General features: G+C 67.0%; 12 protein-coding genes. 9 read left to right on the top strand and 3 right to left on the bottom strand.

What is annotated here, in order from left to right:
* Positions 1 to 106 precede the first annotated feature (106 nt).
* The 4 genes from gcvH (at position 107) to FHS42_RS39085 (ending at position 4,227) form a co-directional block, all read left to right on the top strand.
* The gene (gene gcvH / locus FHS42_RS14065; protein ID WP_184572536.1) at positions 107 to 484 is read left to right on the top strand and encodes a glycine cleavage system protein GcvH; all 378 of its coding nucleotides are present in this window, start codon (positions 107 to 109) and stop codon (positions 482 to 484) included.
* Positions 485 to 532: 48 nt separating this feature from the next.
* Entirely contained in the window at positions 533 to 1,792 is a 1,260-nt protein-coding gene (gene glyA, locus FHS42_RS14060; protein ID WP_184572681.1) for a serine hydroxymethyltransferase, read from the top strand.
* A 404-nt stretch (positions 1,793 to 2,196) separates the two neighbouring features.
* Positions 2,197 to 3,594, top strand: coding sequence for an L-serine ammonia-lyase (locus FHS42_RS14055; RefSeq protein ID WP_184572535.1), 1,398 nt, complete (start codon positions 2,197 to 2,199; stop codon positions 3,592 to 3,594).
* A 297-nt stretch (positions 3,595 to 3,891) separates the two neighbouring features.
* Positions 3,892 to 4,227, top strand: a complete 336-nt coding sequence (locus FHS42_RS39085) for a hypothetical protein (RefSeq protein WP_246494724.1) — start codon at positions 3,892 to 3,894, stop codon at positions 4,225 to 4,227.
* Positions 4,228 to 4,344: 117 nt separating this feature from the next.
* Here FHS42_RS39085 and FHS42_RS14045 read toward each other — a convergent pair whose 3' ends face one another.
* From FHS42_RS14045 to FHS42_RS38205, 3 genes are all read right to left on the bottom strand, one after another.
* The gene (locus tag FHS42_RS14045) at positions 4,345 to 5,544 is read right to left on the bottom strand and encodes a restriction endonuclease subunit S (protein ID WP_184572534.1); all 1,200 of its coding nucleotides are present in this window, start codon (positions 5,542 to 5,544) and stop codon (positions 4,345 to 4,347) included.
* On the bottom strand, positions 5,541 to 7,085 hold the full coding sequence (locus tag FHS42_RS14040) for a type I restriction-modification system subunit M (protein WP_312866865.1): 1,545 nt from the start codon (positions 7,083 to 7,085) through the stop codon (positions 5,541 to 5,543). The genes FHS42_RS14045 and FHS42_RS14040 overlap by 4 nt, the downstream gene beginning before the upstream one ends.
* A gap of 105 nt (positions 7,086 to 7,190) precedes the next feature.
* Positions 7,191 to 7,316 (bottom strand): hypothetical protein, encoded by a 126-nt coding sequence (locus FHS42_RS38205; protein WP_281392745.1) that lies wholly within the window; start codon positions 7,314 to 7,316, stop codon positions 7,191 to 7,193.
* 107 nt (positions 7,317 to 7,423) lie between these two features.
* On the opposite strand from FHS42_RS38205, the gene FHS42_RS14035 reads away from it, so the two are divergent.
* The 5 genes from FHS42_RS14035 (at position 7,424) to FHS42_RS14015 (ending at position 12,773) form a co-directional block, all read left to right on the top strand.
* The gene (locus tag FHS42_RS14035; RefSeq protein ID WP_184572533.1) at positions 7,424 to 7,723 is read left to right on the top strand and encodes a hypothetical protein; all 300 of its coding nucleotides are present in this window, start codon (positions 7,424 to 7,426) and stop codon (positions 7,721 to 7,723) included.
* Positions 7,724 to 7,948: 225 nt separating this feature from the next.
* Positions 7,949 to 8,518 carry a nucleoside deaminase gene (locus FHS42_RS14030; protein WP_184572532.1) on the top strand — a complete coding sequence of 190 codons (570 nt, stop codon included), beginning with the start codon at positions 7,949 to 7,951 and terminating at the stop codon, positions 8,516 to 8,518.
* 212 nt (positions 8,519 to 8,730) lie between these two features.
* Complete coding sequence (locus FHS42_RS14025) at positions 8,731 to 9,264, top strand: Ig-like domain-containing protein (RefSeq protein WP_184572531.1); 534 nt, start codon at positions 8,731 to 8,733, stop codon at positions 9,262 to 9,264.
* A 410-nt stretch (positions 9,265 to 9,674) separates the two neighbouring features.
* A complete protein-coding gene (locus FHS42_RS14020; RefSeq protein WP_184572530.1) occupies positions 9,675 to 10,400 on the top strand; it encodes a polyamine aminopropyltransferase in 726 nt (241 codons plus the stop codon).
* Positions 10,401 to 10,772: 372 nt separating this feature from the next.
* Positions 10,773 to 12,773, top strand: coding sequence for a sugar-binding protein (locus FHS42_RS14015; RefSeq protein ID WP_312866864.1), 2,001 nt, complete (start codon positions 10,773 to 10,775; stop codon positions 12,771 to 12,773).
* The last annotated feature ends 71 nt before the right edge of the window (positions 12,774 to 12,844 follow it).

The raw sequence follows: 12,844 nt of genomic DNA, 5'->3' as shown, positions 1-12,844 counted from the left end.
CACGTCTGCACTCGTTCGGGCCCCGTTCGGGCTTCGACCGGGTAGCCGACCCATCGTTTTGTCATCCCCGTGCACGACACGCCATCGCATCCAGGAGAATCAGGACATGAGCAACCCCCAGCAGCTTCGCTACAGCAAGGAGCACGAGTGGCTGTCGGCGGCCGAGGACGGCGCCTCGACAGTCGGCATCACTGAGCACGCAGCAGGCGCGCTCGGCGATGTTGTCTACGTTCAGCTCCCAGAGGTCGGCGCCGACGTCACCGCGGGCGAACCCTGCGGTGAGTTGGAATCGACCAAGTCGGTCAGCGACCTGTACGCGCCGGTGACCGGTGAGATCACCGAGGTCAACCAGGACGTCGTGGATGACCCTTCGCTGGTGAACACGGCTCCCTTCGAGGGCGGCTGGCTGTTCAAGGTCAAGGTGTCGGGGGAGCCGGACGATCTCCTCTCCGCCGACGAGTACACCGCCTTCACCGAAAACTGACGCAACCTCCCCCGTAACCCTGATGACTCTGATCTGATCGGGATGCCGATGTCGCCTTTCAACAGTTCCCTGCACGAGTTCGACCCCGATGTCGCCGCCGCCATCGACGCCGAACTCCACCGCCAGCAGTCCACCCTGGAAATGATCGCGTCGGAGAACTTCGCTCCGGTCGCCGTTCTGGAGGCCCAGGGCTCGGTCCTCACCAACAAGTACGCCGAGGGCTACCCCGGCCGCCGCTACTACGGCGGCTGCGAGCACGTGGACGTCATCGAGCAGATCGCCATCGACCGCATCAAGGCGCTGTTCGGCGCCGAGGCCGCCAACGTGCAGCCGCACTCGGGCGCCCAGGCCAACGCCGCCGCGATGTTCGCGCTGCTCAAGCCGGGCGACACGATCATGGGTCTGAACCTCGCGCACGGCGGGCACCTGACGCACGGCATGAAGATCAACTTCTCCGGCAAGCTCTACAACGTGGTCCCGTACCACGTGGACGAGCAGACCGGTCAGGTGGACATGGACGACGTCGAGCGGCTCGCCAAGGAGCACCGCCCGAAGCTGATCGTCGCGGGCTGGTCGGCCTATCCGCGTCAGCTCGACTTCGCGGCCTTCCGCCGGGTCGCCGACGAGGTCGGTGCGTACCTGATGGTCGACATGGCGCACTTCGCGGGCCTGGTCGCCGCGGGCCTGCACCCCTCCCCGGTGCCGCACGCGCACGTCGTGACCACGACCACGCACAAGACGCTGGGTGGCCCCCGCGGTGGTGTGATCCTGTCCACGGCGGAGCTCGCCAAGAAGATCAACTCTGCGGTCTTCCCCGGCCAGCAGGGCGGCCCGCTGGAGCACGTCATCGCGGCGAAGGCGGTCGCGTTCAAGATGGCCGCCTCCGAGGAGTTCACGGAGCGCCAGCAGCGCACCCTGGATGGCGCACGCATCCTGGCCGAGCGGCTGGTCCAGGCCGATGTGACCGAGGTGGGCGTCTCCGTACTGTCGGGTGGCACGGACGTGCATCTGGTCCTGGTGGATCTACGCAACTCCGAGCTGGACGGCCAGCAGGCCGAGGACCGGCTGCACGAGGTCGGCATCACCGTCAACCGCAACGCCATCCCGAACGACCCGCGTCCCCCGATGATCACCTCGGGCCTGCGGATCGGCACGCCGGCACTGGCAACGCGAGGCTTCCAGACGGAGGACTTCCGTGAGGTTGCCGACATCATCGCGGAGGCGCTGAAGCCGTCCTACGACGCCCAGACGCTGCGCGAGCGGGTCACCGCGCTGGCCACGAAGCACCCGCTGTACTCCACGCTGTAACCCAGCGGCAAAGCTGGTTTACCGGGTTTACCGGGGCACCGCGCACACTGGTAAGTGAGCCGGTGCCCCGTCCCACGTCCGGACGGGGCACACAACGGTTGTGCAACACCCAGCGCAGCCCGCCCCACCGCCCGGGTCGCCGACTCGGACCGCACCTACGACAAGGACCGCAACCCGCCCCGCGGGGGCGGCCACAAAGCGCCGCAACCGCACCGCGGGAACGGCCACAGAGCACAGCCAGCAGCACGATCAAAAAGCACCGTGGGAGCACCCGCTCCCCACCGCCGCCCCCGGGGCCCCCTCACACCCAAGCCCCATGGGCGAGGAACCGGCGTCCACAGCGTCACATCTCTCCCTTCGTACTCCGAACCACCCACACCGAGCAGACAAAGGGGTCAGCCACCGTGGCCATCTCCGTCTTCGATCTTTTCTCCATTGGCATTGGTCCTTCCAGTTCCCATACCGTCGGCCCGATGCGTGCGGCCCGCATGTTCGTCCGCCGCCTGAAGAACGAGGGCCTCTTGGCCCACACCACCTCCGTACGGGCCGAGCTCTTCGGCTCCCTCGGCGCCACCGGGCACGGGCACGGCACGCCCAAGGCGGTGCTCCTCGGACTTGAGGGGCACGCGCCCAAGACCGTGGACGTGGAAAGCGCCGATGCCGAGGTCCAGCGCATTCGCACCACCAAGCGGCTGCGGCTGCTCGGCGCAGAGATCGGCACCGACCACGAGATCGACTTCAATGAGTCCACCGAACTGATCCTGCACCGCCGCCGCTCGCTGCCCTACCACGCGAACGGAATGACCCTCTTCGCGTACGACCCGGACGGACTGCCGCTCCTGGAGAAGACGTACTACTCGGTGGGCGGCGGCTTCGTCGTGGACGAGGACGCGGTCGGTGAGGACCGGATCAAGCTGGATGACACGGTGCTCGCCCACCCCTTCCGCACCGGCGACGAGTTGCTGCGGCTCTCTCGCGAAACGGGCCTTTCCATCTCGGCGCTGATGTTGGAGAACGAGAAGGAGTGGCGCACCGAGGAGGAGATCCGCGCGGGCCTGCTGGAGATCTGGCGGGTGATGCAGGCGTGCGTATCGCGCGGCATGGCCCGTGAGGGCATCCTGCCCGGCGGCCTCAAGGTCCGCCGCCGCGCCGCGACCGGCTCTCGCGCGCTACGCGCCGAGGGTGACGCGGCGGCGCACGCGATGGAGTGGGTGACGCTGTACGCGATGGCGGTGAACGAGGAGAACGCGGCGGGCGGCCGAGTGGTGACCGCCCCCACCAACGGCGCGGCGGGCATCATCCCCGCCGTCCTGCACTACTACGTCAACTTCGTAGCGCAGAGCTCCTCGCCGAGCGAGCAGGAGGACGGCATCGTCCGCTTCCTCCTCGCGGCGGGCGCCATCGGCATGCTCTTCAAGGAGAACGCCTCCATCTCCGGCGCCGAGGTCGGTTGCCAGGGCGAGGTCGGCTCGGCCTGCTCGATGGCCGCCGGCGGTCTCGCCGAGGTGCTCGGCGGCTCCACGGAGCAGGTGGAGAACGCGGCCGAGATCGGCATGGAGCACAACCTGGGCCTGACCTGTGACCCGGTCGGCGGTCTGGTGCAGATCCCGTGCATCGAGCGCAACGGCATGGCCGCGGTGAAGGCCATCACCGCGGCCCGCATGTCCCTACGCGGCGACGGCCGCCACCATGTCTCGCTCGACAAGGTCATCAAGACGATGAAGGAGACGGGCGCTGACATGAAGGTCAAGTACAAGGAGACGGCCCGCGGCGGGCTCGCGGTGAATGTGATCGAGTGCTGAGGCTCTAGGCTCTGACCAGCTCTTTCTCACCTTTCGGCGCTGTTAGGGACTTTCCCCTTCACCTGGCGGGAAAGTCCCTGGATCGGCCCGGGGGCAGGTGTGAGAGTCCCTGAGAAGTCCCCGCGGAATCCTTCGCGGAACGGCATCCGACCTGGTGGTTCATCGCACCCGCTCGACGTCAGCGCCTCGTGCGCCGTTCGAACAGTGCTGCCGGTGACCACTGCGAGCGATACCCGCACGAGGGACCGGGCGCGGATAGCGATCACGCGATATCAAGAGTTTTGTTGAAGTGGGTTCATGGTCACCCCTGCTGCTCCCGGCGAAGGCCCCGTCCGTCCGGTCTCCGTCTCCCTCCACGAGGGCACGATCGTCGCCCTCAAGGCGCGTACCGGCAAGCGAGGCATGTCCGCCTACGTCGAAGCTCTCATCCAGCGCCAGCTTGAGCGGGACCTGCTGCGCGAACTCATCGAAGACGCCGAAGACGTCGGAGCCCGAGGACCTCCTCGTGCTGTGCCGCCCCGGCGTCCGCGTCATCAAGGTCTGACCCCTGCGAGGCCGCACCTCGGTCCGTCCCCCCGTGCGGATCGGAGCGCAAGGCACACCGCGGCGCGGGCGCAGAGCCAAGGGCCGTGAATGCCTGTCCGGTCAGCCCGAGACACGAAAAGGACGTGGCCCGGACGCTGCTGCCGATACGGGAATTCCCGGGTACACCCTCCCGGAGATGAGCCATACCGTGTTTTCGGTCGGCGTTCAGGCGACGGACGCTGCGACGTTGGGCACGACTTCGCCGCGGAACGCGCGGTGCTGGAGTGTCACGAAGAGGGAATCGAGCAGCGAGAGGTGCGCGGTGTGGCTCTTCTGCTGTCTACGAACCAACGCCGCGCGCGAGGCGAATTCCTCCGGTAGCCCCGGCGGCGGCATCATGACAACCGTCTCAGCAAGTTGCTTGATATTGAGAGTGGGCTGCGCAACCGAGCGCAGTTCATTGACGAAATAGTGCTGGATACTGGCAGCACGGAGATGCTCGGCAATGTACTGTCGTAGCGGCTCTGAAGAGATCGGGATTCTCGCAACAGCGCGTGCGATATTTGATCCGATATCGGAGTCGTTGACGAGGGCGACAGCCCCGATCGAACCAACACAACCGACGAGAACCTCGTTCCCCCTAAGACGGGAACGCGAATATTTTGCCTCAATCTGCGGATCAATCTTTTTCATCGCAGAGCGGTCTACGCGCCCATGCAAGAGATCGCCCACGCGCACCAGAGGGATGCCATCCGAGCGGTGATCACCTGGCTGGATGACGCCATAGTTGATGCGGTCGGTGGGGTCGGCCAGATTGGCCAGATTGTCCGTAGGCCATCCCATGGGATTCTGGCGCGGGTTGCCGAACATATCGAGGAAAATAGACTGAGCAAGGCCATCGAGAAGGGCAATGGCCTCGCGCCGCTTGGCGCGTAGCGCATCCATGTGGTCCAACAACCGTGCGATGTGCAGCTGCTCAGTTCGCGAGGGCAGAGGGATCAATGAATTCTTGATGATGCGGTCAGAGACAGCAGGGTAACTTTGCCCAGTGGCCTGGCGGATCATCGCAGAGATGAAAAGTGGGGAGCGTACCCAATGGAAGAGATACGCGGACTCCACTTCGGTCGTTGGTCGCAACACGGTGAATCCGGTGGATGCCGTCGCCCCATCACACTCACTCGGTACGACTGCGACACCATTGAGATTGGGCCGCACCGTAGAGACGATAATGTCTCCAGCGCGGACCAACTGTCGTGCCCGACTGGGCGCACTCTCTGGAGTCACTTGTTGGGGCTTGACAATCTCCTTGGTCAGCGAGTCGATCGAGCTGAGATCGATGTAGGTGAAGTTATCGACAGACTGAGCTCGGGCCGGATTCCAGGTGGCGATCTTCTCGGTGAGTTCACCGATGGGGCGAAGCTTCATCCCAGCATCCCTTTGAGCTCGCTCATCCCCTGTTGGATCTCCGCCTCGATCTGAGCCAGTTCGTCCAAGATCGCGTTCGGCGCCCGGTGCTCGACCTCTTCGTGGACGATCTCCCTGTACCGGTTGAGGCTCAGGTCATAGCCTTGCGCGGCGATATCGACCTTGGGGACGCAAAAGCTCTGTTCAGTCCGTGCCCGCTCCTGCTCGCTGCCGTTGCGGCGTCGCCAGCGCGCAAGCACATCAGGCAGGTTGTTCTTGGTGTGCTCGTCCACGCTCAGCGCATCACCACCGATGAGCGGTCCGAGCTTGCCCTGTGACAGCTGTGGGGCGCGCTTGTCGTCGAGACTCCAGCCGTCCGCGGTGACCTCGTAGAACCAGACGCTGTCTGTGCCGCCGCTGTTGGTCTTCGTGAAAAACAGAATGGCCGTGGAGACGGCCGCATACGGCTTGAAAGCGCCGGCTGGCAGCTTTACCACCGCATCCAGCTTATGGCCCTCGACGAGCAGCTTCCGCAGTTCCTTGTGTGCCGTGCTGGTGCCGAACAGCACCCCGTCCGGCACGATGACCGCTGCCCGACCGCCGGGCTTGAGCAGCCGCAAGAACAGGGCCAAAAACAGCAGTTCGGTCTTCCTGGTCTTGACGACCTTCTGTAGGTCAGCCGCTGTCGCGTCGTGGTCAAGACGTCCAGCGAAGGGCGGATTCGCGAGGATGAGGGAGTACCGATCGGCCTCGCCCGCCGCGCTCTGAGCGAGCGAGTCGCGGTAGCGAATGTCGGGGTTCTCAACCGAGTGCAGCAGCATGTTCATGCTGCCAATGCGCAGCATGGTGGTGTCGAAGTCGAAGCCATGGAACATGCCCTCGTTGAAGTGCTGTCGATGGGCCGGCTCGGACAGTGCTTCGCGGTGCGTGCGCTCAACGTGCTCAGCTGAGGCCACCAGAAAGCCAGCCGTGCCGCACGCCGGGTCGCAGATCTCGTCGTCCGGCTGCGGGGCCATCATCTCCACCATCAATTGAATGATGTGCCGGGGCGTACGGAACTGGCCGTTCTGCCCCGCCGTGGCGATTTTGCTGAGCATGTACTCGTACAGGTCGCCCTTCGTGTCCTTATCGCCCATATCGATGCCGTTGATCATGTCAACGGCCTTGGTGAGCAGATTCGAGGTCGTCATGGTGAAGCGTGCGCTCTTCATGTGGTGGGCATAAGTGGAGTCCTCACCACCCAGCGTGCGCAGCCAGGGAAAGACGCCGTCACGCACCAGGGCGAGCATGTTCTCAGGGGACTCGTTGGCGAATACCGACCAGCGCAGGACTTGGGTGTCGTCTGTGTAGATCGGGTTTTCGACCGGCCGCCCAACGCGATGGGTCCTGTTCTCCTTGGCCTGCTCCACAATGTCCAGGCGCCGGATGAACATCAGGTAGGTGATCTGCTCGATGACCTCCAACGGGTTAGCGATCCCACCGGACCAAAAGGCATCCCATAGTCGGTCAATCTTGCTCTTCAACTCACCCGTCATCACGCAGATCAGGCTAGCGGAGGCCACCCACAGCTGTGTCAGCCAGCTGGGACTACGCACCCGTCCGCGCGACATGGAGAGGCACCGACGCCGCCCCAGCGGTGCTCGGATTGACCATGACGAGTCGAACGTTCAGGGCTCGACCGTGGCGAAGCCGGCCTCGGCGACGCTGTCGTCCTGGCCCGGCGCAGGTCGGCGCCGGCCCGGCGCCGGTCGTCCTGGCCTGCCGCAGGTCGGCGCGGCCTCGATTGCCGACACCGGCTCGCTCCACGTTTCGGCAACGGGACTCCCCCGGCGAGGGGCTGTGCCCGTTCCCGGCACGGTGAACTCCCCTTTACGGGGGGCCAATGTGCCTCAGCGGATGGTTGTCCAGCGCATTGGAGCAACATCGGCCCGTTGGCCTCCACTCGATCGCCTCCGTTGATTTCCCGGATGTATTCAAGAAGATCACTGAGCCGGCCCCGGTGAAAAAGGGGCATGAGATCGGCAACTGTCAGTACGGCGGGTCGTTGAGTATCCAGCTATTCGAGTACGGCCGTTTCCCCGCGCTGCAACTTCTTCGGGGGCAGCGCATCGGCGTCCTGCAACCGGTGCAGCGCACGGCAGGGCTGTTCACCGGCTCCTATGACACACAGCCTAGGCGGCTCCGTCCCCTGGCCCCCTGACGCTGCTGCCAGACGGTGGATCAAGCGCAAGCTGTCGTTCCGCGTCCTCATCGATCACGCCTATCCGGCCGCATTCACGCGGCGGTATGCCACGGTCGCCGAAAAGGGGGATGCCCATCTCGACAGCGCTGAGTTGCCCTTCTCACCCCATCGCATACCGTCGTCAAGAGGAGCCAATTGGCTTCCCGTGTGACCGGCCGAACGCGATGAAAACGGAGAGCGCGTATGTCGAAGCATGTGCTGTTCATGGCCGAGGCCGTACGGCTGGCCACAGAATCGGTCGAAAACGGCTGGGGCGGGCCGTTTGGCGCGGTCATCACCCGTGACGGGAAGATCATCGCCCGCGGGCAGAACCGGGTTCTGCTGACCGGAGACCCCACCGCCCATGGGGAGATCGAGGCCATCCGCAAGGCCGTCCAGGTTCTCAACCCATGGGCCCCGTCGATTTCCGAGGCCCGCAAGAACGCCAGCACCCTCAAACTCATCCCCCGCGAGCACGGATCACCTGACACCCTCCCCAAGCGGGCCCGGATGCTCAAGGGGTGCGAGATATACACCAGCGGCGCACCCTGCCCCATGTGCATGAGCGCTATCTACTGGGCGCGGCTGGGGGCCGTCTACTTCGCCTGCGACCTCAAGGCCACCGCGGATATCGGCTTCAGCGACGCCTTCCAGTACGAGGATTTCACAAAGCCACTCAACCAGCGCCTCATCCCTATCAAGCAGATCTTCCCGGAGCTCGGCGCCACCGCGTACTGCGTTTGGAAGTGCCGGCCCAACAAGCACCCCTACTGAACCGCGCCCCGCACGTACGTGCCGACAGCCTTTTCGGAGGTTCGCTCGCGTAGTCGGACAGTTACGCCCGTACGAGGGGCTTAGGAAATCATTTCATCGGCACGCGGCCGACGGTGACTTCTTTTCGCGAGAGCCTGCGGTGGTCAGCAGAACTGGCCCCCGCGCAACACCCTGGTGGAGGTCAACCCGCAGCTCGATCTAGGGAGTTCACCATGTCGCAGCCGCCCCCCGGGTATTACCAACAGCCCGCACCGCCGGCCTATTACCCGCCGCCGCAGCCGCCCCCGCCACCCGGGTACTACCAGCCGCAGCCGCCCCCGCCGCCCGGTTACTACCCGCAGCAGCAGCCCCCGCCGCCGGTCTACTACTACCCGCCGCAGCAGCCGGCTCCGCCGGTTGATCCCGATGCCCCGCGGATCAAGCGGCCTGCGTTTCTCGAAGCGAACACCGTGAAGGGCAGCGCCCTTCAGGGCAAGGCGAGGGCGAAGGTCGAGGCCACCCTCCTCGATGAGGACGGCCAGGGAATCCCGGGCCAGTTGATCCACTTCTACGTTGCCACCGGTGGCCAGGAGCTCGGCTCCGCCCGGACCAACGACCAGGGCAAGGCGACGTTCGACACCGGCGCCCAGATCAGCGACCCCCAACTTTGGGCCACGGCGGCGCTTTCCGGGTACGTCGCCGAGTTCAAGGGCACCCGCACGTACTACTCCACCGAAGCCAAGGGCAGCTTCAACGTCGGTCTCTAACCCCACGCCCTGACGCAGTTCGGTCCCCGCACCCCCCTGGGCCTGTGACCTGTGCCGGCCTCGTCCACCGGCTCCTGCCCCGTGGTCCGCTGTCAGCCAGACAGCGGACCACGGGGCATTGGTTTGCCAGCCGACCACTGCGCGACCCGCCCCGCCACCTCGTGACGGCCCACGGCGGCCCCGGTACGCCCAGCACAGCACCGGGGCCCCAACCGAGGGCCGAGGGCCGAGGGCCGAGGGCCGACAGGACGGTAGTCGGCGCTGCGATGCGCAAACGGAGCATGACGTGGGAGGATCGCCCGCCGGTCGGTGCTGTGTACGGCTCCTCGCCCCGCACGCCCGGCGCGGGGCCGGCAGTCTGGTGGGCACGGATGACTCGCCGGCAGCGCTGGCGTCAGAAGGGTGTACGGATGAGCATGCGTTTCGAGGAGATCGACTGGCGCCCGACCGCCATGGGTGACATCAGCCTGCGGCGGCGACGGGACCCCGGCTCGGGTGCCGAGGTGTACGAGGTGAAGCTCGGCGACGAGTTCTTGATGTCCAGCCTCTTCACCGCGGGCGAGGTTGCGCTCGCCCAACTCGGTCTTGCGGGGGTCCCGGACACCGCACTGGACGTCGCCGTGGGCGGGCTCGGGCTCGGGTACACCGCCCAGGCTGCGCTGGAGGACGAGCGGGTGCGCTCGCTGATCGTGATCGACGCGCTCGGCGAGGTGATCGAGTGGCACGAGCGTGGTTGGGTGCCGCTGGGCGGCGACTTGACGTCGGACCCTCGCTGCCGCCTGGTGCATGGCGACTTCTTCGCCATGGTCGGCGATGGCGACGGCCTCGATCCGCAGGCGCCGAACCGCCGCTTTCACGCGATCCTGCTCGACGTTGATCATTCGCCACGCCATGTGCTGCATCCACGCCACGCGGCGCTCTACCGGCCCGCGGGGCTGCGCGCCCTGGCCGATCGCCTCCACCCCGGTGGTGTCTTCGCGCTGTGGTCCAATGACCCGCCGGACGAAGAGTTCACTGCCGCTCTCGCCGAGGTCTTCGCGAACTCACAAGCCCATGTCGTCAACTTCGACAACCCTCTACAGGATGGGACGTCAGCCAACACCGTCTACGTGGCGCAGGCCCGCACGGCCGCGTAGGCGAAACCACGGCATGACCAGCAGTGACCGCGGTGAAGGTGAGTCCTGCGGACCACCACACCGCCGAGGGGCGCGCCGTCGCCGCCAGCCGGACGTTCGGGTCGGCACCGCTCGTGGGCAGAGATGAACCATCGCGCCGAGCCGTGTGAAGGAGTTGACCCGGTGTCATCTGATGCAGTCGCCCCCATGCCGCGCCGTTCGCCGGGGCCGGTGGAGCCACCGGCCCCACCAGACCCACTGGCCCCACCAGTCCCGCCGGGCCCACCAACCCCGGCCTCGCCGCGTCCACGGAGTGCAGGCGGCCCGCGCGGCGCGTGGAGCCCGCGCTCCGCACAGCGTCCACGCATCACACGGCGTTCGCGCGGGGCGCTGGTGGCCGCCGTCGCCACGCTGGGGCTGACTGCGGTCTGCACGCTCGGTGCCGGGCCCGCGTCCGCTGCCCAACCGTGGGGCGCGGAGCCGGACAAGACGGCTTCGGCCGGCACAAGGCCCGGCGCCGTAGAACCCGGAGGCCCCTTGGCGGCCCAGCCGCCGACCGGCCGGGCCGCTATCGTACGAGCCCATACCGACCGGGCCCGTACCGAACAAGCTCATACCGAACGACATCCGACTACACGAGCCCATACCGATGTGCTGTTCATCGGCGCCCACCCGGACGACGAGCACGGGGCGCTGTCCACCTTCGGGCAGTGGCACGAGCAGCGCGGAGCCACCACCGGCGTGGTGACCATCACGCGCGGCGAAGGCGGCGGCAACGCGAACGGGCCCCAGGAGGGCACCGAGCTCGGGCTGATCCGGGAGCGGGAGGAGCGCCGTGCGGTACGCCACGCAGGCATCCGCAATGTGTTCTACCTGGACAAGCCCGACTTCTGGTACACCCTCTCGGCGCCGCTGACCTCCCGCATCTGGGACGGTCCGCCCCGCGAGGCGGACACTTTGGAGCGGCTCGTACGGCTGATCCGGGCCACCACGCCGCAGACCGTGGTGACCATGGACCCGCGCCCCTTCGACCAGCACGGCGCCCATCAACTCGCCGGACGGCTGGCCGTCGAGGCGTACCAACTGGCCGGGGACCCCACCGCCTTCCCGCAACAGATCACGAAGGAGAAATATCGGCCCTGGCAGCCTTCGCAACTGCTGGCCCAGAACTGGCGCTTCCGCGGGCCGGTCGGCCCCGAGTGCGCCAGTGCCGAGGCGCGCGACCCCGCCACTGGGCTGCCGCTACGAGGTGTTTGGGAGGGCGCCTGGTCCCGTCAGCACCGCACCACCTGGGCACAGCAGGAGCGCACAGCGGCCCGCACCTACGTGACGCAGGGCTTCGGCTCCCTTCCGCCGAAGATCACCACGCCCCGGGACAAGCTGGGCTGCGACTGGTTCTCCGTACTGGCCGACAACGGCAAACCAACACAGCCGACCCCGACAGCCGACCCAGCGAACCCAGCGAACCCGACAAACGCAACGAACCCAACAACCACTACGTCCACACAGCCCCAGCCGCAGCCGGGCCTGCGTCCGTTGTTCGCCGAGTTCCGGGACTGGGCCGCGCGGGTCCATATGCCCTGGCTGGCGAACGACGCGCAGCCCAACTACCCCGCCGCCCCCACCACCACGGTTCCGGCCATCCCCCAGCGCCCCGTCGTTGACGGCACCGCGGGGTCGGGCGAGTATCCAGGCGAGCGGCTGCGGCTCGGGCACTGGCAGGGCGCGCAGTGCACCGCGGCGGACTGCGCGGCCACGGCTCGGCTCGCCCGCCACGGCGACGATCTGTACGCCGTGATCGAGGTCGCCGATGACACGCGGGGCGCTGCTGTGGAGACGGCGGACTGCAAGCGGCACTGGCGCACCGACGCGGTGGAGGTCGCCCTTGATCCGCGTGGCACCGCCGATGACACCTCGACCACGTTCAAGGCAGCGGTGCTCCCCTTCACCGCCGATGGCGGCGCGTGCGCGGCTCGGGACGCCGACCAGTATCAGGGCCCGGCGGCGCAGACGGCGCCGGGCATGCAGTGGGCGGCCACCGTCAGCGAGCAGCCGTACACCGGGTACACCGTCGAGGTGAAGATCCCGCTTGATGTGCTGCCGGCCACCGCCGACCCCGCGGCCCTGACGGCGAACATCTTGGTCTACGACTCCGATACGGCGGACAAGACCGGCCAGAGCCGGCTGGCCTGGTCCGCGTACGGCAGTGCCCAGGCCGATCCGTACGTCTGGGGCAGGGCCCGCCTTGACGGGTACGCCCCGCCGGCTGACCAACCACCGCGCAAGCCCGTTATTCCGCTGGAGGCCGCGCTCAGCCGAGACTCGTTGCCATCGCTTGTCCAGAGCCTGCGCACCGGCGTTCCGCTCGCGGCGGGCCCACGGGCGCCCCGCTAGGGCCGACCGTGCCCGGTTCGGCCCTGCCTCTGCTAGGGCCGGCCGGCCCGGGTTCGGTGCTGCGGCCCGTT

The organism is Streptomyces zagrosensis, assembly GCF_014203645.1.
Classification (GTDB): domain Bacteria; phylum Actinomycetota; class Actinomycetes; order Streptomycetales; family Streptomycetaceae; genus Streptomyces; species Streptomyces zagrosensis.
Note: the sequence above shows the minus strand (reverse complement) of the source record. Positions and strands in the feature narration are given on the sequence as shown.

Bases quoted from the DNA above. Each gene is read 5' to 3' on its own strand.
- gcvH (WP_184572536.1), top strand. From the start codon at position 107: ATGAGCAACCCCCAGCAGCTTCGCTACAGCAAGGAGCACGAGTGGCTG.
- glyA (WP_184572681.1), top strand. From the start codon at position 533: ATGTCGCCTTTCAACAGTTCCCTGCACGAGTTCGACCCCGATGTCGCC.
- FHS42_RS39085 (WP_246494724.1), top strand. From the start codon at position 3,892: ATGGTCACCCCTGCTGCTCCCGGCGAAGGCCCCGTCCGTCCGGTCTCC.
- FHS42_RS14045 (WP_184572534.1), bottom strand. From the start codon at position 5,544: ATGAAGCTTCGCCCCATCGGTGAACTCACCGAGAAGATCGCCACCTGG.
- FHS42_RS14030 (WP_184572532.1), top strand. From the start codon at position 7,949: ATGTCGAAGCATGTGCTGTTCATGGCCGAGGCCGTACGGCTGGCCACA.
- FHS42_RS14025 (WP_184572531.1), top strand. From the start codon at position 8,731: ATGTCGCAGCCGCCCCCCGGGTATTACCAACAGCCCGCACCGCCGGCC.
- FHS42_RS14020 (WP_184572530.1), top strand. From the start codon at position 9,675: ATGAGCATGCGTTTCGAGGAGATCGACTGGCGCCCGACCGCCATGGGT.